The sequence below is a fragment of the Pseudomonas sp. B28(2017) genome (assembly GCF_002113025.1).
In the GTDB taxonomy this organism is placed as follows: domain Bacteria; phylum Pseudomonadota; class Gammaproteobacteria; order Pseudomonadales; family Pseudomonadaceae; genus Aquipseudomonas.
Map to the genome: position 1 here is coordinate 404,758 of NZ_NEJH01000003.1, position 17,850 is coordinate 422,607.

16 protein-coding genes are annotated in these 17,850 nt (G+C 60.3%); 12 read left to right on the forward strand and 4 right to left on the reverse strand.

The genetic code is table 11. From position 1 onward, the window contains the following. The first annotated feature begins 188 nt into the window (after window positions 1–188). The 4 genes from CAF65_RS11150 to CAF65_RS11165 all read left to right on the forward strand — a co-directional run bounded on the left by CAF65_RS11150 (window position 189) and on the right by CAF65_RS11165 (window position 4,440). Complete coding sequence (locus CAF65_RS11150; RefSeq protein ID WP_085716324.1) at window positions 189–1,583, forward strand: FAD-binding oxidoreductase; 1,395 nt, start codon at window positions 189–191, stop codon at window positions 1,581–1,583. Between the two features lie 37 nt (window positions 1,584–1,620). After that, on the forward strand, window positions 1,621–2,286 hold the full coding sequence (locus CAF65_RS11155) for a fumarylacetoacetate hydrolase family protein (protein ID WP_015097256.1): 666 nt from the start codon (window positions 1,621–1,623) through the stop codon (window positions 2,284–2,286). A gap of 191 nt (window positions 2,287–2,477) precedes the next feature. After that, window positions 2,478–3,404 carry an SdiA-regulated domain-containing protein gene (locus CAF65_RS11160; RefSeq protein ID WP_085716325.1) on the forward strand — a complete coding sequence of 309 codons (927 nt, stop codon included), beginning with the start codon at window positions 2,478–2,480 and terminating at the stop codon, window positions 3,402–3,404. Window positions 3,405–3,522: 118 nt separating this feature from the next. Next, on the forward strand, window positions 3,523–4,440 hold the full coding sequence (locus CAF65_RS11165; protein WP_085716326.1) for an SdiA-regulated domain-containing protein: 918 nt from the start codon (window positions 3,523–3,525) through the stop codon (window positions 4,438–4,440). 128 nt (window positions 4,441–4,568) lie between these two features. Here CAF65_RS11165 and rpiA read toward each other — a convergent pair whose 3' ends face one another. After that, entirely contained in the window at window positions 4,569–5,243 is a 675-nt protein-coding gene (rpiA, locus tag CAF65_RS11170; RefSeq protein WP_085716327.1) for a ribose-5-phosphate isomerase RpiA, read from the reverse strand. Between the two features lie 273 nt (window positions 5,244–5,516). Between rpiA and ilvA the strand changes: the two genes are divergently transcribed. Together ilvA and CAF65_RS11180 are read left to right on the forward strand one after the other, a co-directional pair. Next, entirely contained in the window at window positions 5,517–7,031 is a 1,515-nt protein-coding gene (gene ilvA / locus CAF65_RS11175; protein WP_085716328.1) for a threonine ammonia-lyase, biosynthetic, read from the forward strand. 39 nt (window positions 7,032–7,070) lie between these two features. Next, window positions 7,071–7,496, forward strand: a complete 426-nt coding sequence (locus tag CAF65_RS11180; RefSeq protein ID WP_085716329.1) for a DUF2269 domain-containing protein — start codon at window positions 7,071–7,073, stop codon at window positions 7,494–7,496. Window positions 7,497–7,616: 120 nt separating this feature from the next. Here CAF65_RS11180 and CAF65_RS11185 read toward each other — a convergent pair whose 3' ends face one another. After that, complete coding sequence (locus tag CAF65_RS11185) at window positions 7,617–8,273, reverse strand: HAD family phosphatase (RefSeq protein ID WP_085716330.1); 657 nt, start codon at window positions 8,271–8,273, stop codon at window positions 7,617–7,619. Window positions 8,274–8,416: 143 nt separating this feature from the next. Between CAF65_RS11185 and CAF65_RS11190 the strand changes: the two genes are divergently transcribed. After that, window positions 8,417–8,896, forward strand: coding sequence for an RNA pyrophosphohydrolase (locus CAF65_RS11190; RefSeq protein ID WP_003229203.1), 480 nt, complete (start codon window positions 8,417–8,419; stop codon window positions 8,894–8,896). Window positions 8,897–8,918: 22 nt separating this feature from the next. Further along, window positions 8,919–11,198 (forward strand): phosphoenolpyruvate--protein phosphotransferase, encoded by a 2,280-nt coding sequence (gene ptsP, locus CAF65_RS11195; protein ID WP_085716331.1) that lies wholly within the window; start codon window positions 8,919–8,921, stop codon window positions 11,196–11,198. A gap of 127 nt (window positions 11,199–11,325) precedes the next feature. Here ptsP and CAF65_RS11200 read toward each other — a convergent pair whose 3' ends face one another. Further along, window positions 11,326–12,075, reverse strand: coding sequence for an NRDE family protein (locus CAF65_RS11200; RefSeq protein WP_085716332.1), 750 nt, complete (start codon window positions 12,073–12,075; stop codon window positions 11,326–11,328). A 134-nt stretch (window positions 12,076–12,209) separates the two neighbouring features. Between CAF65_RS11200 and CAF65_RS11205 the strand changes: the two genes are divergently transcribed. From CAF65_RS11205 to CAF65_RS11215, 3 genes are all read left to right on the forward strand, one after another. Further along, a complete protein-coding gene (locus CAF65_RS11205; RefSeq protein ID WP_085716333.1) occupies window positions 12,210–12,992 on the forward strand; it encodes a sulfite exporter TauE/SafE family protein in 783 nt (260 codons plus the stop codon). Window positions 12,993–13,075: 83 nt separating this feature from the next. Next, on the forward strand, window positions 13,076–13,888 hold the full coding sequence (gene lgt / locus CAF65_RS11210) for a prolipoprotein diacylglyceryl transferase (RefSeq protein ID WP_085716334.1): 813 nt from the start codon (window positions 13,076–13,078) through the stop codon (window positions 13,886–13,888). A gap of 48 nt (window positions 13,889–13,936) precedes the next feature. Next, window positions 13,937–14,908, forward strand: a complete 972-nt coding sequence (locus tag CAF65_RS11215) for a thymidylate synthase (protein ID WP_085716335.1) — start codon at window positions 13,937–13,939, stop codon at window positions 14,906–14,908. A 124-nt stretch (window positions 14,909–15,032) separates the two neighbouring features. On the opposite strand, the gene cadR is transcribed toward CAF65_RS11215, so the two are convergent. Then, on the reverse strand, window positions 15,033–15,482 hold the full coding sequence (gene cadR / locus CAF65_RS11220; RefSeq protein ID WP_057398803.1) for a Cd(II)/Pb(II)-responsive transcriptional regulator: 450 nt from the start codon (window positions 15,480–15,482) through the stop codon (window positions 15,033–15,035). Between the two features lie 93 nt (window positions 15,483–15,575). Here cadR and CAF65_RS11225 point away from each other — a divergent pair, with 93 nt between their 5' ends. After that, entirely contained in the window at window positions 15,576–17,837 is a 2,262-nt protein-coding gene (locus CAF65_RS11225; RefSeq protein WP_085716336.1) for a heavy metal translocating P-type ATPase, read from the forward strand. Window positions 17,838–17,850: the final 13 nt, after the last annotated feature.

Genomic DNA, 17,850 nt, shown 5'->3' on the forward strand with positions numbered 1-17,850 from the left:
AAAGAGGAACGTAGGTGTGAAACAGGGCACGGGAGCTGACCCGCACGGCAGGAAAGCCGTCGCCGCAGAACAGCCGTTGGGCACTATGCTGCGGGGTCGGTATGCTAGCATATGCGCCCCGCTAAACACTCATTCCTGCGACGTGAAGCGTTCTCAGGATGACCATGAATTGTTCGAGAGTTCTGTCGATGACCAATCCTGCCCTGATTGATGAGCTGAAGACCCTGGTTGAGCCTGGCAAGGTGCTGACCGATGCCGACTCCCTGAATGCTTACGGAAAGGATTGGACCAAGCATTTCGCCCCGGCCCCGACCGCCATCGTGTTCCCCAAGACCACCGAGCAGGTCCAGGCCATTGTCCTGTGGGCCAATAAACACAAGGTGGCGCTGGTGCCATCCGGCGGTCGTACCGGGTTGTCCGCCGCTGCCGTGGCGGCCAATGGCGAAGTGGTCGTGTCGTTCGACTACATGAATCAGATCCTCGACGTGAACCTCACTGACCGCACCGCCGTTTGTCAGCCGGGTGTGGTCACCGAGCAATTGCAGAACGCGGCCGAAGATAAGGGCCTGTACTACCCGGTGGACTTCGCTTCGGCCGGTTCCAGCCAGATTGGCGGCAACATCGGCACCAATGCCGGCGGGATCAAGGTAATTCGCTACGGCATGACCCGTAACTGGGTCGCTGGCATGAAAGTCGTCACCGGCAAGGGCGATGTGCTGGAACTGAACCGCGACCTGATCAAGAACGCCACCGGCTACGACATGCGACAGCTGTTTATCGGTGCCGAAGGCACCCTCGGGTTCGTGGTCGAGGCGACCATGCGCCTGGACCGCGCGCCGAAAAACCTCACCGCGATGGTTCTCGGCACCGCCGATTTCGACTCGATCATGCCGGTGCTGCACGCGTTCCAGAGCAAGCTCGACCTGACCGCCTTCGAATTCTTCTCCGACAAGGCCCTGGCCAAAGTCATGGCCCGTGGCGATGTGCCGGCGCCGTTCGAATCCGACTGCCCGTTCTACGCGCTGCTGGAATTCGAAGCGACCACCGAAGAAGTGGCCAACCACGCCCTGGAAACCTTCGAGCACTGCGTCGAGCAGGGCTGGGTACTGGACGGCGTGATGAGCCAGAGCGAAACCCAGCTGCAGAACCTGTGGAAGCTGCGCGAATACATCTCCGAAACCATTTCCCACTGGACGCCCTACAAGAACGACATTTCGGTCACTGTGTCGAAAGTTCCAGCGTTCCTGAAGGAAATCGACGCGATCGTCGGCGAACACTACCCAGACTTCGAAATCGTCTGGTTCGGCCACATCGGCGACGGCAACCTGCACTTGAACATCCTCAAGCCGGATAACCTGAGCAAGGACGAGTTCTTCGCCAAGTGCGCCACCGTCAACAAGTGGGTGTTCGAAACCGTCGAGAAGTACAACGGTTCGATCTCCGCCGAGCACGGCGTGGGCATGACCAAGCGTGACTACTTGACCTACAGCCGCTCGCCGGTCGAGATCGAGTACATGAAAGCGGTCAAGGCGGTATTCGACCCGAACGGCATCATGAACCCGGGCAAGATCTTCGCTGTTTGATTTTCGAATTCAAGAGCTACGAACCAGGAGTCGGTCCATGAGCTATCAGCACCAGTATGTCGACGGTACGCGTATTCATTTTCCGTTGGGGAAAGTGGTGTGCATCGGCCGTAACTACGCGGAACACGCCAAGGAGCTGGATAACCCGGTGCCGACCGAGCCACTGCTGTTCATCAAGCCAGGCAGTTGCGTGGTGCCGCTGGAAGGCGGTTTCAGCATTCCGACCGAGCGCGGTTCGGTGCATTACGAAGCGGAAATCGCGGTTTTGATTGGCAAGCCGTTGTCGACCAGGCCGAGTCGTGAAGAAGTGCTCGACGCCATCTCCGGCTTCGCTCCAGCCCTGGACCTGACCCTGCGCGACAAGCAGGCCGAGCTGAAATCCAAGGGTTTGCCTTGGGAAATCGCCAAGTCCTTCGACGGTGCGGCAGTGATTGCTCCGTTCGTGTCCGGCAGCACCTTTGCCGACCTGACCGACATCGGCATCCGCCTGACCATCAACGGCGAAGTGCGCCAGGACGGCAACAGCAGCGCAATGCTCAACCCGATCGTGCCGATGATCCAGCACATGGCCGGCTGCTTCTCGCTGCAGGCCGGGGACGTGATCCTCACCGGCACGCCAGTGGGCGTCGGTCCGCTGAATGTCGGTGATGAGATCGTTCTGGAGTTGCCAGGCGCCAGCCGGTTTACCAGCAGCGTTCGCTAGTCCGGACACTGCTAATCCCTGTGGGAGCGAGCTTGCTCCCACATTGGTTTTGTCGTGGTCTGTAAAAGGCTCAGCCTGTCATTTCCCGTTTTTTTCACATCCTGTCTGGATAATTTCAGGGCATTCGGCCTCTGAGCCGGCCGCAAACTGTGCTATTACCCCTAGCCTGAATTTCTGGAACGCATTCCCCGATGGCCACTTCTCCGCTTTCCACGCTTAAACCTGCTCGCCGCTCACGCTTCGCCCTGCGCTGGCAAATCTGGCTACTGCTGGTGGCCGTTGTCGCCTACGGCGTTGCGTTTTCCATGCACTGGGATGCGCGGGGCGTGCTCTGGGTGAAAGAGCAATTCAAAAGCCCGGCCGAGCGTCAGGCCAGTATCTGGCTTCCGGACTACCGGGCGGTGATCGATGCCAAGCCGTTGCCGGGCATGGAGAAGGACGAAGCATCGGACCTGGCCTATGACCCCCAGACCAAAACCCTGTTTTCGGTCATGGGCAAGAACCCGTTCCTGGTTGAACTGACATTGCAGGGCGACGTGCTGCGTAAAATGCCGCTGGTGGGTTGGAGCAACCCGGAAGGCGTTGCTGTACTGGGTAACGGCCTGTTGGCGATTGTCGATGAGCGCGAGCACCTGATCACTGTTGTCAAGGTCGATGCCGACACCCGCGAACTGAACATCGCCGATTTCCCGAAATACGACCTGGGGCCTTCCAAAGATCAGAACAAGGCCTTCGAAGGTGTCACCTGGGACTCGAGTAATCAGCAGCTGGTGCTGGGCGAAGAGCGTCCGCCGGCATTGTTTACCTGGAAAGGCGACGGCAAGGTCCTTACCGGTGACAAGCTGAAACTGGCCAGCCATGCGCTGGATATGCGCAACCTGTCGGCACTGGCGATCGACCCACGGACCGGTCACATGCTGGTGCTGTCCGCCGAGTCGCACCTGTTGCTGGAGCTGGACAAGAAGGGTGAACAGGTCAGTTTCATTGCTCTGTTGCGTGGCTTCAACGGCCTGAAAAATACCATTCCGCGTGCCGAAGGCGTGGCTATGGATGAAGCGGGCACGCTGTACATGGTGAGTGAGCCGAACCTGTTTTATCGCTTCGAAAAACAGCACTGACGTTTACGATTTGCAGGATTGCCTGTGCTCGGTTGTAGGATCGGGCCTGTGACCATTAAGCTTCAGTTCAGACAGGCGTGATATTTCATCCGCTTGTCTTGACCCTGAGCCCGCCCGAATGCGTCGATTTGCCCGCCCCAAATCCCTGATTCTGATCCTGTCGGTGCTCTCGCTGATCGCGTTGATAGCGATCGCCCAGTACCAGCGCCTGTTCGAGCGCACCTGGTTCAATCTGCAGACGCTATGGCAGCCGGTGAGTTCCCGGTCCATGGGGCTTGACCAATATCAGGTCGTGACCGAAGCGCAGGTGATCGATAGCCAGGTTGAAAACGTTTCAGCACTGACCTACGACCCAGTGCGCAAAAGCCTGTTCACCGTGACCAACAAGCGAAGCGAGTTGATCGAGTTGTCCCTCGACGGCAGGATTTTGCGCCGTGTGGCGCTGGTCGGTTTCGGCGATCCCGAGGCGGTGGAGTTCATCAGCGCCGACACCTACGTGGTCGCTGACGAAAGCCAGCAGCGTCTGATCAAGATTCATCTGGAGCAGGACACGACCTTCGTCGACGCGGCAGACGCCGAACAAGTGACTATCGGCGTACACATGAGCAACAACAAGGGCTTCGAGGGATTGGCTTACGATTCGGTGGGCAAGCGCCTGTTCGTGGCCAAGGAGCGCGATCCGATGCTGATCTACGAGGTACACGGCTTTCCGCGCTTCAACCCTGAAGAATCCTGGGCGGTGCACGTGATCAACGACCCCAAGCGTGATGCCGGGATGTTTGTGCGGGACCTGTCGAGCCTGCAATACGACGAGCGCAGCGGGCATTTGCTGGCGCTGTCGGATGAGTCGCGTTTGATTCTGGAGCTGGATGTGGATGGGCGTCCGCTGAGCACAATGTCATTGAGCAAGGGGAGCCAGGGTCTGCAGAAAAACGTGCCGCAAGGGGAGGGGATCGCCATTGACGACGACGGTACGCTGTACCTCGTCAGTGAGCCGAACCTGCTCTATGTGTTCAAGAAACCAAACCAAAACTGAATCGCACTGCAAAACCACTGTGGGAGCGAGCCTGCTCGCGAAGACGGTCTGTCAGTCGACATCTTTACCGACTGCCCCGGCCCCTTCGCGAGCAGGCTCGCTCCCACAGGTTGATTGGCAAGCCTGATTTATTCGGCGCGCAGGGTCTTCACGCCTTCGCTTGTACCCAGCAGCAACAGATCCGCCGGGCGTGCTGCGAACAAACCATTGGTGACCACGCCGACGATCGCATTGATCTGCGTCTCCAACTCCACCGGATTGGTGATCTGCATGTTGAACACGTCGAGGATGATGTTGCCGTTGTCGGTGACTACGCCTTCACGGTAAACCGGATCGCCGCCGAGCTTTACCAGCTCACGGGCCACGTGGCTGCGGGCCATCGGGATCACTTCCACCGGTAGTGGGAAGGTACCGAGGACCGGCACCAGTTTGCTGGCGTCGGCGATGCAGATGAACGTCTTGGCCACGGCCGCGACAATTTTCTCGCGGGTCAGGGCAGCGCCGCCGCCCTTGATCAGGTTCAGGTGCTCGTCGCTTTCATCGGCGCCGTCGACATAGAACTCCAGGTTGCTGACGGTGTTCAGTTCGTACACCGCAATCCCGTGGCCCTTGAGGCGCGCGGCGGTGGCTTCGGAACTGGCGACGGCGCCATCGAATGCGCCCTTGTGTCGGGCCAGGGCATCGATGAAGCAGTTCGCGGTGGAGCCGGTGCCGACCCCGACGATGCTCTTGTCGTCGAGTTTCGGAAGGATGAAGTCGACGGCGGCCTGGGCCACTGCCTGTTTGAGTTGATCCTGGTTCATGCGGGCTCCGAGGTGCCGAAGAGAGAACGAAAGGCCGGCATTATAGGCTTCGGGGCGGGGAAGGTCATTGCCCAATTGGCAGATCAGGTGCGTTCCCGATTCCTGTAGGAGCGAGCTCGCTCGCGATGGGCGTGAACGATAACGCGTAAAACCAGGCAGCCAGCGGCGCCCTCGAGTTTTTCGCGAGCAGGCTCGCTCCTACAGGGTGGTCGCACGCCTGAAAGCCGGGTTAGACTCCGTGGTCCTGCCCAACCCGCTCAGTGATGCTTTCCGATGCTTGAACAGTACGTCAAAAAGATCCTCACCTCGCGCGTTTATGACGTTGCCGTAGAAACCCCGTTGCAGACTGCCCGCCAGCTCTCCGAGCGGCTGGGCAACAGCATTTGGCTCAAGCGTGAAGACTTGCAGCCGGTGTTCTCGTTCAAGATTCGCGGTGCCTACAACAAGTTGACCCAGTTGAGCGACGAAGAGCGCGCTCGCGGCGTGGTCACCGCGTCGGCGGGCAACCATGCACAAGGCCTGGCCCTGGCGGCGAAGGTGCTCGGTGTGAAAGCGACCATCGTCATGCCCAAGACCACCCCGGAGATCAAGGTCGAAGGCGTGCGTTCCCGCGGCGGTAAAGTGGTGCTGCATGGCGATTCGTTCCCGGAAGCCCTGGCTTACTCGCTGAAACTGGTCGATGAAAAAGGCTACGTCTACATTCATCCCTACGACGATCCCCACACCATTGCCGGGCAGGGCACCGTGGCAATGGAGATTCTGCGCCAGCATCCGGCGCCGCTGGATGCGATTTTCGTCCCGGTGGGCGGCGGCGGTCTGATCGCCGGTATCGCCGCATACGTGAAGTACCTGCGCCCGGACATCAAGATCATCGGTGTCGAACCGGATGACTCCAACTGCCTGCAAGCCGCCATGGCGGCGGGAGAGCGTGTGGTGTTGCCGACGGTGGGCATCTTCGCCGACGGTGTTGCGGTGGCCCAGATCGGTCAGCACACCTTTGACATCTGTAAAGATCATGTCGATGAAGTGATCACCGTCAGCACCGACGAAATCTGTGCCGCCATCAAGGATATCTATGACGATACCCGTTCGATCACCGAACCTGCCGGCGCCTTGGGCGTGGCCGGGATCAAGAAGTATGTCGAGCAGCATGGTGTCAGCGGACAGACCTTCGTGGCCATCGACTCCGGGGCCAACGTCAACTTCGATCGCCTGCGCCACGTCGCCGAGCGTGCGGAGCTGGGCGAGGGCCGCGAAGCCATCATCGCCGTGACCATTCCCGAGAAGCCGGGCAGCTTCAAGGCGTTCTGCGAGGCGATCGGCAAGCGCCAGATCACCGAATTCAACTACCGCTACAACACCGGCAGCGAAGCGCACATCTTTGTCGGCGTACAGACCCACCCGGAAAACGACCCGCGCAGCGCACTGATCGCCAGCCTGAGCGAGCAAGGTTTCCCGGTGCTGGACCTGACCGACAACGAACTGGCCAAGCTGCACATCCGCCACATGGTGGGCGGTCGTGCGGCGCATGTGGTCGATGAAGTGATCCTGCGTTTCGAATTCCCGGAGCGGCCGGGCGCGCTGTTCAACTTCCTCAACAAGCTCGGCGGGCGCTGGAACATCTCGATGTTCCACTACCGCAACCATGGTGCGGCGGATGGCCGAGTCGTTGCTGGCCTGCAAGTGCCCCACGACGAACGCCACCTGGTGCCGGCGGCGCTGGAAGAAATCGGCTACCCGTACTGGGACGAAAGCGACAACCCGGCCTATCAGCTGTTTCTTGGCTGAAGGGCTACGCTGATGGGCAGGTCATAAGGAAATCGAACAATGGAAACGTTAACTGCCCTGAAAGCGGCGCACATGGTGGCAACTGTTGTACTGCTGGCTTGTGCGCTGGGTCTGGGAGTCTGGGTCTTGCTGGCGCGGCGCAAGGGTGATGCGACAGCGGGAAGCCGCACCCTGCAACGGCCACGTGTATTTGTCTGGCTGTTGATGGGGCTGGCGCTGCTTAGCATGCCGTTTACTGGCTGGTGGATGGTGCATCTGGTGGGCTGGCCACTGGGTCAGACCTGGTTGCTGGCCTCCAGCGTGCTTTACACCGTGGCGGCGCTGGCGTGGTTCTGGTTGTTGGTGCGACTGAACAAGCTGCGCAAGGCGCCGGGGGGCGTGGGTAAATTCACCTTTGCCTTGGCGTTGTTCAGCTTTGCCTGCTTTGTCGCCATTGCGGGGTTGATGGGCGCCAAGCCTTTGTAGGAGCGAGCTTGCTCGCGAAAAACTCAAGATCGCCGCAGGGCATCAGGTGCCCCGCGTTATCGTTAACGACCATCGTCGGAACGCCGCCCGGAGCAAGCTCGCTCCTACAATAAGGCGATATCAGCCGCGCAGGCTAATTACCGGCCAGCCACGCTTCTCCGCCTCGGCCCGCAGGTTCGGGTCCGGATCAACCGCCACCGGGTTAGTCACCTGCTCCAGCAACGACAAGTCGTTCATCGAGTCGCTATAGAAGTAGCTGTCTTCCAGCGTATACCCGGTTTCCTCCAGCCAGCGATTCAGCCTTGTCACCTTGCCTTCGCGGAAGCACGGCACATCGGTGCTGCGCCCGGTGTAGCGGCCGTCGACCATTTCACACTCGGTGGCGATCAGGGTGTCGACGCCCAGACGCTCGGCAATGGGGCCTGTGACGAAGCGGTTGGTCGCCGTGATGATCACCAGTTTGTCGCCGGCATCGCGGTGCTTCTTCAGCAGCTCAAGTCCCTTGGGCAGCACGATCGGTTCGATGCAGTCGCGCATGTAATCGCTGTGCCACTGATCCAGCGTGGCCATTTCAGTGCGACCGAGGACTTCCAGGCAGAAGTTCAGGTAAGCCGCGTTATCCAGTTTGCCGGCCAGGTAATCCTGGTAGAACGCATCGTTGCGAGTCTTGTAGGCAACGGCGTCGAGAAAGCCGCGCTCGCAGAGATAGTCGCCCCAGGCGTGATCGCTGTCACCGCCCAGAAGGGTGTTGTCCAAATCGAATAAAGCCAGGCGCATTGCAGTTACCCGCTGAAAAGTCAGTAAAAAGGCGACAAGAATACGGTCTTTTCACAAGAGTGCACATAAGGTAGGAACCTTCGTTGCCGCCTTCACAACCTTTGTGGAACAATGCGGCGACATGCGTTTGCGAGGTTGTTGCCGTGATCGACCCCGATGGTTTTCGCCCCAATGTCGGGATCATTCTGACGAATGACGCCGGCCAGGTGCTATGGGCTCGCCGAATCAATCAGGATGCCTGGCAGTTTCCGCAGGGGGGAATCAACCCCGAAGAGACGCCGGAAGACGCCTTGTACCGCGAGCTGAACGAAGAAGTAGGCCTGGAGCGCGAAGATGTTGAAATTCTCGCCTGCACCCGGGGCTGGTTGCGCTATCGTTTGCCGCAACGTCTGGTACGTACCCACAGCCAACCGCTGTGCATCGGCCAGAAACAGAAATGGTTTCTCCTGCGCCTGATCTCCAACGAGCAGCGGGTGCGGATGGATTTGACCGGTAAACCGGAGTTCGATGGCTGGCGCTGGGTCAGCTATTGGTATCCGTTGGGCCAGGTGGTGACATTCAAGCGCGAGGTGTATCGACGCGCTCTCAAAGAGCTTGCCCCGCGCCTTTTAGCGCGCGACTGACGACGGAGTTCGACCCCGAGCCATGCTCAATACGCTGCGCAAGATCGTCCAGGAAGTTAACTCCGCCAAGGATCTCAAGGCGGCGTTGGGGATTATTGTGTTGCGCGTCAAAGAGGCCATGGGCAGCCAGGTCTGCTCGGTCTACCTGCTTGACCCCGAGACCAACCGTTTCGTGCTGATGGCCACCGAGGGCTTGAACAAGCGCTCGATCGGCAAGGTCAGCATGGCCCCCAATGAAGGTCTGGTCGGCCTGGTCGGCACGCGTGAAGAACCCCTGAACCTCGAAAACGCCGCGGATCACCCGCGCTACCGCTACTTTGCCGAGACCGGTGAGGAGCGCTATGCCTCGTTCCTCGGGGCGCCGATCATTCACCACCGCCGCGTCGTCGGCGTGTTGGTCATCCAGCAAAAAGAACGTCGCCAGTTCGATGAAGGTGAAGAAGCCTTCCTCGTGACCATGAGCGCACAGCTCGCCGGGGTTATCGCCCACGCCGAAGCCACCGGTTCGATCCGTGGCCTCGGTCGTCAGGGCAAAGGCATACAGGAAGCCAAGTTCATCGGCGTGCCGGGTTCGCCGGGTGCGGCGGTCGGCACCGCGGTGGTCATGCTGCCACCGGCGGACCTGGACGTGGTGCCCGACAAGAGCATCACCGACATCGAAGCCGAGCTGGGGCTGTTCAAGACCGCGATCGAAGGCGTACGTGCCGACATGCGCGCGTTGTCCGCCAAGCTTGCCACGCAGTTGCGCCCGGAAGAGCGGGCCTTGTTCGACGTCTACCTGATGATGCTCGACGATGCCGCGCTGGGCAGCGAAGTCACCACAGTGATCAAGACCGGTCAGTGGGCTCAGGGCGCGTTGCGCCAAGTGGTCACCGATCACGTCAACCGTTTCGAATTGATGGACGACGCTTACCTGCGCGAGCGTGCTTCGGACGTCAAGGATCTCGGTCGGCGCCTGCTGGCCTATTTGCAGGAAGAGCGCCAGCAAACCCTGGTCTACCCCGACAACACCATTCTGGTCAGCGAGGAACTGACGCCGGCGATGCTCGGCGAGGTTCCGGAAAGCAAGCTGGTGGGCCTGGTTTCGGTACTCGGTTCCGGCAACTCCCATGTCGCAATCCTGGCGCGCGCCATGGGTATTCCGACGGTAATGGGCCTGGTCGATCTACCGTATTCCAAGGTCGATGGCATCGACATGATCGTCGATGGGCATCGGGGCGAGGTCTATACAAACCCCAGTGACGTGCTGCGCAAGCAGTTCGCCGAAGTGGTCGAGGAAGAGAAACAACTGGCCCTGGGACTGGACGCGTTGCGCGATCTGCCGTGTATCACGGTCGATGGCTACCGCATGCCGCTGTGGGTCAACACCGGCTTGCTGGCCGATGTGGCGCGGGCGCAGAAGCGTGGTGCCGAAGGCGTCGGGCTGTACCGCACCGAAGTGCCGTTCATGATCAACCAGCGCTTCCCGAGCGAAAAGGAGCAACTGGCGATCTACCGCGAGCAACTCGCCTCGTTCCACCCGCAACCGGTGACCATGCGCACCCTGGACATCGGTGGCGACAAGTCGCTGTCGTACTTCCCGATCAAGGAAGACAACCCGTTCCTCGGCTGGCGTGGCATTCGCGTCACCCTCGACCACCCGGAAATTTTCCTGGTGCAGACCCGGGCCATGCTCAAGGCCAGTGAAGGCCTGAACAACCTGCGGATTCTGCTGCCGATGATCTCTGGCACCCATGAGCTGGAAGAAGCCCTGCACCTGATCCACCGGGCCTGGGGCGAAGTGCGCGACGAAGGCTGCGACGTGCCGATGCCGCCGGTTGGCGTGATGATCGAGATTCCGGCGGCGGTGTATCAGACCAAGGAACTGGCGCGGCAAGTGGACTTCCTTTCGGTCGGTTCCAACGACCTGACCCAGTACCTGTTGGCCGTGGACCGCAACAATCCGAGGGTAGCCGATCTTTACGACTACCTGCATCCGGCGGTGCTGCAAGCCTTGCAAACCGTCGTGCGCGACGCCCATGCCGAAGGCAAGCCGGTGAGCATCTGCGGTGAAATGGCCGGTGACCCGGCGGCGGCCGTGCTGTTGATGGCAATGGGTTTCGACAGCCTGTCGATGAACGCCACCAACTTGCCGAAGGTGAAGTGGATGCTGCGTCAGATCAATCTGAGCAAGGCCAAGGAGCTGCTAGAGGAACTGATGACCATCGACAACCCGCAGGTGATTCACAGCTCGCTGCAGCTGGCACTGAAGAACCTCGGGCTGGCGCGGATGATCAACCCGGCTTCGGTCAAGCCCCTCTAAATCTGCGGCGCGCCCTTCGCGAGCAGGCTCGCTCCCACAGAGATCTTCGGTGAACACAGAACCTGTGAACATTGGAGATCAAATGTGGGAGCGAGCCTGCTCGCGAAAGGGGAAGTTCTGACGACTCTTATTCAAGCCTGATCTCCACTTCTCCAAGATGCCCCCCATACGGCCCGAAACTGCGCTCAACCATGAGGCGCGCCCCATCCGCCTGCACAATCAACGCCGTACTCGCCCGCGTTCCATAACTCTGACTGGCAATGAACACGCTCGACAGCAATGTCTCGGTAGCCAGCCCCACTCCGGTATCCGGCAGCTCGGCAAACGGCGCGGTCTGCGCATCGCTCAATAACGCCAACAGCGCCTGAGGCTGTGGATCATCCAGCACTTCGCGCAATGCAGCCTTGGCCTTGAGCAACTTCGGCCAGGGCGTATCCAGCCCGGCATTGGATAATCCGTAGACCCCTGGCGCCAGCATCACCGCGTTCGATTCCCGGGCGTTGAAGTGCCAGAGCTCATGGGTGTTGCCGATCAGCAGGTTAAAACCACCGTATTCCGGCGAACGGTCGACAACGTCGGCTAAATAGTGGTCAATTGGCATTTCCCCGGTGAGAAATCGCGCGACCAGCTCTCCACGAGACTTGCGCCCTGGCGGTCGATGGGGATCGCGGATGTTGGTCAGCGCCGCAAAACGTCCGTTGGCACCGACACCGAGCCAGGTGCCACCGGCCTCAAGGTCGCGCCCGGCATGTACGTGCGGCGCTTCAGGCCATGGCGCCAGAGGCAGGCTGGGGCGGGCATAGAATTCATCGCGATTGGCCGCCACGACCAGCGGCTGGGCATGACCCGGGCGCCAGGCAAAAACAATCAGGCACATAAGAGAGTCCGTGTGTGTTTTTTGCCCACTCTACGCAGACATCACTCATCGATCCATCGCCTTGCACAGTGGAGCTCGAGGCCATGCATCCGTTACCATGCCGCTCCGGTTTTGGGGATACGGGCGGGACGACAATGGAATTTCTGCTCTATCTGGCGCTGGGCGCCTGTGCAGGTGTACTCGCCGGGCTGTTTGGCGTGGGCGGCGGGATCATCATCGTCCCGGTGCTGGTGTTGAGCTTCAAGGCCCAAGGGTTCGATCCGTCAGTCCTCACGCACCTGGCAGTGGGGACCTCCCTGGCGACGATCATCTTTACCTCGGTCAACGCGGTACGTGAGCATCACCGTCGTCGTGCCGTGCTTTGGCCGATCTTCATGTGGATGACTGTCGGCATTCTGATGGGTGCCGGGTTTGGCGCCCTGACGGCGGAAGCGATTTCCGGCCCCAACCTGCAGAAACTCATTGGTGTATTCGCCCTGGTGATCGCCGCTCAGCTGGCGCTGGACGTCAAACCCAAGGCCAGCCGAACCGTACCGGGCAAACTCGGTCTGACCGTGGCCGGCAGCGTGATTGGCTGGGCCTCGGCGATTTTCGGTATTGGCGGCGGTTCGTTGACCGTGCCGTTCCTGACCTGGCGCAGTGTGCCGATGCAGCAAGCCGTGGCCACTTCATCGGCCTGCGGCCTGCCGATTGCCCTGGCCAGTGCATTAAGTTTCATGATTCTGGGCTGGCACGATCCGTTGCTCCCGGCCCATAGTCTCGGTTTCGTTTATTTGCCGGCGTTGCTGGGCATTGCCCTGACCAGCATGGTGTTCGCCCGATTGGGCGCGCGACTGGCCCACAGGTTGTCACCGAAGTTGCTGAAAAGGCTGTTTGCCGCTTTGCTGTTCTGCGTCGGCCTGAACTTCCTGCTCTGACGGGCAGCGCAATCCTGGCTTAATCCTGAGGTGGCAGCGTCGCCCGGGAATTTTTAAGATTTGAACTCTAACGAGGAGTCGCAATGCTGCCTTACCCGCAGATCGACCCGGTGGCCTTGGCCATCGGTCCGCTGAAAATCCACTGGTACGGTCTGATGTACCTGATCGGCATCGGCGGCGCCTGGCTGCTGGCGTCCCGCCGCTTGAACCGCTTCGACCCGACCTGGACCAAGGAGAAACTCTCCGACATGGTGTTCTGGATGTCGATGGGGGTGATCGTCGGCGGGCGATTGGGTTATGTGCTGTTCTACGATCTGCATGCCTACCTCGCCAACCCGACACTGATTTTCGAAGTGTGGAAGGGTGGCATGTCGTTCCACGGTGGTTTCATCGGTGTGATGCTGGCGGCGTTGTGGTTCGGCAAGAAGAACAACAAGTCGTTCTTCCAGCTGATGGATTTCGTCGCGCCAATGGTGCCGATTGGCCTGGGTGCCGGGCGTATCGGCAACTTCATCAATGCCGAGCTGTGGGGCAAGCCGACCGACGTGCCGTGGGCGATGATTTTCCCGCCGTTCAGCGACCCGGCGCAGCTGCCGCGCCACCCCTCGCAGCTGTACCAGTTCGCCCTCGAAGGCGTGGCGCTGTTCCTGATCCTCTGGCTGTTCTCGCGCAAACCGCGACCGACCATGGCGGTCTCCGGGATGTTCGCGCTGTTCTATGGCATCTTCCGTTTCATCGTCGAGTTCGTCCGTGTACCGGACGCCCAGCTGGGCTATCTGGCCTGGAACTGGCTGACCATGGGTCAGGTGCTGTGCGTGCCGATGATCGTCGGTGGTCTGTTGCTGATCTGGCTGGCGTATCACCGCGCCCCGGCATCTCCAGCGGCAGCCGTATAAATTCGAATCCCGCAGCGATGGCTGCGGGTTCAAGGACACAGGTAACTCATGAAGCAATATCTCGAATTGGTCGCCCACGTCATCAAGAACGGCACCAAACAGGCCAATCGTACCGGCGTGAACACCATCAGTTTCCCCGGCGCGATGCTGCGTTATGACCTGCAGGAAGGCTTTCCGGCGATCACCACGCGCAAAATGGCGTTCAAATCGGCCATCGGCGAAATGTGCGGATTCCTGCGTGGGGTGAACAACGCTGCTGAATTCCGCGCCCTGGGTTGCAAGGTCTGGGACCAGAACGCCAACGAAAACGCCCAGTGGCTGGCCAACCCGTTCCGTCAGGGCGAAGACGACCTCGGCGAAATCTACGGCGTGCAATGGCGCAAATGGCCGGCGTACAAGCAGATCCCGGTCAGCAACCAGGCCGCTATCGAGCAAACCCTGAAGCAAGGCTACCGCCAGATCGCCGAAGGTGAGGAAGACGGCCAGGCCTACGTGGTGCTGTACAAGGCCATCGATCAGGTCCGCCAGTGTGTCGATACCATCATCAAGGACCCGGGCAGCCGTCGCATCCTGTTCCACGGCTGGAACTGCGCCCAGCTTGATGAAATGGCCCTGCCGCCGTGCCACCTGCTGTACCAGTTCCACCCGAATGTCGAGACCAAAGAGATCTCTTTGACCCTCTACATCCGCTCCAACGACCTGGGCCTTGGCACGCCGTTCAACCTCACCGAAGGCGCCGCGCTGCTGAGCCTGATCGGTCGCCTGACCGGCTACACGCCGCGCTGGTTCACCTATTTCATCGGTGATGCCCACGTCTACGAAAACCACCTGGACATGCTCAACGAACAGCTCAAGCGAGAGCCGTTCCCGATGCCGAAACTGGTGATTTCCGACCGTGTGCCGGAGTTTGCCAAGACGGGTGTGTATCAGCCGGAGTGGCTGGAGCTGGTGGAGCCGAGTGATTTTTCGCTGGAAGGCTACAAACACCACGCGCCGATGACCGCGCCGATGGCGGTCTGAGATACAGCACCGAGCCAATGTGGGAGCGAGCCGGCTCGCGAATACGGTCTGTCAGTGACTTTGCTATCAACTGACACGACCCCTTCGCGAGCAGGCTCGCTCCCACAGTTGCTTTTCGGTGTTCTCAATGGCCGTGACTGCGGCCTACATGGGAATGCTCCACCTCCGTCGCCACAACCCCGCCGCTCACTTCCAGCCGCTGCAAAATCCCGCATTGATCGACCCCCGGCCGCTCGCCGCAGCGTTGGCGCAGGTCGAACAGTTGTGTCTGCAAGGCCAGCAAGCCGTCGATCCGCGCTTTGACGTGATGGATGTGCTCGTCGATCAGTGCATTGACGCTTTCGCACTGGTCCTGCGGACTGTCGCGAAACGCCAGCAGGCTGCGGATTTCTTCGAGCGTCATGTCGAGGGTGCGGCAGTTGCGGATGAACGTCAGGCGCTCGGCGTGGGCCTGGGTGTAGACGCGATAATTGCCGTCACTGCGGGCCGGTTCCGGCAGAAGGTTTTCGCGCTCGTAGTAGCGGATCGTTTCCACGGCGCAGTCCGTGAGTTTCGCCAATTCTCCAATTTTCATGACGCCAATCTCCAAAACTCCAGAAAGGGTGCTTGACCCTATAGTGGCTACAGGGTCTTTACTTGGCAACAGGCACTCTTATGGACGTAACCAATGAGCGATTCCCTGCATTCCCACAAACCCGGGGCTGAGCACGAGCACAGCCACAAGCTCAAACCCGTGCCAAAACATGACCATGGCGGTCACGGCGACTCCTGCTGCTCATCTAAAGCGGCAGCGCCTGCGCTGGTAAAACTGAGTGAATCGCCGACGCCCGGGGCCCGATTGAGCAGTTTTCGCATCGAGGCGATGGACTGTCCAACCGAACAGACGCTGATCCAGAACAAGCTAAGCAAACTGACCGGGGTGCAGCAGCTGGAGTTCAATCTGATTAATCGGGTGCTCGGCGTGACCCACGATTTGCCCGGTATCGAGCCGATCGTCGAAGCCATCAAGTCCTTGGGCATGTATGCCGAACCGATGGATCAGGGGGCTGAAACCCCGACGCCGGAGCCTCGGAAAAAACCGTGGTGGCCCTTGGCGCTGTCCGGTGTTGGTGCATTGCTGGCGGAAGTTATCCATTTCACCGGTTCCGCACCGAACTGGGTGGTGGCGGTTATTGCACTGGTCTCGATCCTCAGTGGTGGCCTCGGTACCTACAAAAAAGGCTGGATCGCCCTCAAGAACCGCAACCTGAACATCAATGCGCTGATGAGCATTGCCGTGACCGGCGCGGTGCTGATCGGCCAGTGGCCGGAAGCGGCCATGGTGATGTTCCTGTTCACCGTGGCCGAGTTGATCGAAGCCCGATCCCTCGATCGCGCGCGCAATGCCATCGGCGGCCTGATGCAGATGACCCCGGACACGGCAACGGTGTTACAGGCTGACGGGACCTGGCTTGAGCAGGATGTCAAAACCATTGGGCTCGGCACGCGTGTACGGGTGCGTCCCGGTGAGCGTATCGGCCTGGACGGCGAAGTGCTGTCCGGTCGTTCGACCATCGATCAGGCGCCAATTACCGGTGAAAGCCTGCCGGTGGAGAAAACCGTCGGCGACAAAGTATTCGCCGGCACCATCAACCAGGCCGGCTCCCTGGAGTACGCGGTGACCGCCGCGGCGGATAACTCGACCCTGGCCCGCATCATCCACGCCGTCGAGCAGGCTCAGGGCGCACGGGCGCCGACCCAGCGTTTCGTCGACAGCTTCTCGAAAATCTACACCCCGGCGGTGTTCGTCCTGGCCCTGGCGGTGGCGGTGATCCCGCCAATGTTCTTGGGCGCGTTGTGGTTCGACTGGATTTATCGGGCGCTGGTGCTGCTGGTGGTGGCCTGCCCCTGTGCGCTGGTGATTTCCACGCCGGTGACCATCGTCAGTGGCCTCGCGGCGGCGGCGCGCAAAGGCATTCTGGTCAAAGGCGGCATCTATCTGGAGGGCGGTTACAAGCTCGACTACCTGGCCCTGGACAAGACCGGCACCATCACCCATGGCAAACCGGTGCAGACCGATTATCTGTCGCTGGACCCGACCGTCGATGAGTTGGCACCAGCCATTGCCGCCGCGCTGGCCGGGCGCTCGGATCACCCGGTTTCCCTGGCCATCGCCAAAGCGGCTGTGGATAAACAAATCGCGCCGCTGATTGTGGATAACTTCGAAGCCTTGGGCGGGCGCGGTGTGCGCGGCGAGATCAACGGCCAGCTCTACCATTTGGGCAACCATCGTCTGGTGGAGGATCTGGGCCTGTGTTCGCCGGCGCTGGAAGAAAAGTTGTTTGCCCTTGAAAAGCAGGGCAAGTCGGTGGTGCTGCTGCTTGATTCGTCCGGTCCGTTGGCGTTGTTCGCCGTCGCCGATACGGTAAAGGCGACCAGCCGCGAAGCTATCCGGCAACTGCATGACTTGGGCATCAAAACCCTGATGCTCACTGGCGATAACGTCCACACCGCGCAGGCTATCGCTGCACAAGTCGGCATCGACGAGGCCAAGGGCGACCTGTTGCCGGGTGACAAATTGCAAGCCGTCGATGCCCTTTATGCCCAAGGGCATCGGGTCGGCATGGTCGGCGACGGCATCAACGACGCCCCGGCACTGGCACGTTCGGAGATCGGTTTCGCCATGGCCGCCGCCGGCACCGATACTGCGATCGAAACTGCCGATGTTGCCCTGATGGACGACGATCTACGCAAGATCCCGGCATTCATCCGCCTGTCATGGCAGACATCGAGCATTCTCAAGCAGAACATCGCCCTGGCTTTGGTCATCAAGGCGATCTTTCTTGGGGTAACCTTCGCCGGGGTCGCTACCATGTGGATGGCAGTGTTCGCCGACATGGGCGTGAGTTTGCTGGTGGTGTTCAACGGATTGCGCCTGCTGCGCAAGTAAAGGATGAGGGACG

Coding starts and splice junctions, on each gene's coding strand:
- rpiA (WP_085716327.1), bottom strand. CDS start 5,243: ATGAACCAGGATCAACTCAAACAGGCAGTGGCCCAGGCCGCCGTCGAC.
- CAF65_RS11225 (WP_085716336.1), top strand. CDS start 15,576: ATGAGCGATTCCCTGCATTCCCACAAACCCGGGGCTGAGCACGAGCAC.
- CAF65_RS11165 (WP_085716326.1), top strand. CDS start 3,523: ATGCGTCGATTTGCCCGCCCCAAATCCCTGATTCTGATCCTGTCGGTG.
- ilvA (WP_085716328.1), top strand. CDS start 5,517: ATGCTTGAACAGTACGTCAAAAAGATCCTCACCTCGCGCGTTTATGAC.
- ptsP (WP_085716331.1), top strand. CDS start 8,919: ATGCTCAATACGCTGCGCAAGATCGTCCAGGAAGTTAACTCCGCCAAG.
- CAF65_RS11205 (WP_085716333.1), top strand. CDS start 12,210: ATGGAATTTCTGCTCTATCTGGCGCTGGGCGCCTGTGCAGGTGTACTC.
- CAF65_RS11180 (WP_085716329.1), top strand. CDS start 7,071: ATGGAAACGTTAACTGCCCTGAAAGCGGCGCACATGGTGGCAACTGTT.
- CAF65_RS11185 (WP_085716330.1), bottom strand. CDS start 8,273: ATGCGCCTGGCTTTATTCGATTTGGACAACACCCTTCTGGGCGGTGAC.
- lgt (WP_085716334.1), top strand. CDS start 13,076: ATGCTGCCTTACCCGCAGATCGACCCGGTGGCCTTGGCCATCGGTCCG.
- cadR (WP_057398803.1), bottom strand. CDS start 15,482: ATGAAAATTGGAGAATTGGCGAAACTCACGGACTGCGCCGTGGAAACG.
- CAF65_RS11215 (WP_085716335.1), top strand. CDS start 13,937: ATGAAGCAATATCTCGAATTGGTCGCCCACGTCATCAAGAACGGCACC.
- CAF65_RS11150 (WP_085716324.1), top strand. CDS start 189: ATGACCAATCCTGCCCTGATTGATGAGCTGAAGACCCTGGTTGAGCCT.
- CAF65_RS11160 (WP_085716325.1), top strand. CDS start 2,478: ATGGCCACTTCTCCGCTTTCCACGCTTAAACCTGCTCGCCGCTCACGC.
- CAF65_RS11200 (WP_085716332.1), bottom strand. CDS start 12,075: ATGTGCCTGATTGTTTTTGCCTGGCGCCCGGGTCATGCCCAGCCGCTG.
- CAF65_RS11155 (WP_015097256.1), top strand. CDS start 1,621: ATGAGCTATCAGCACCAGTATGTCGACGGTACGCGTATTCATTTTCCG.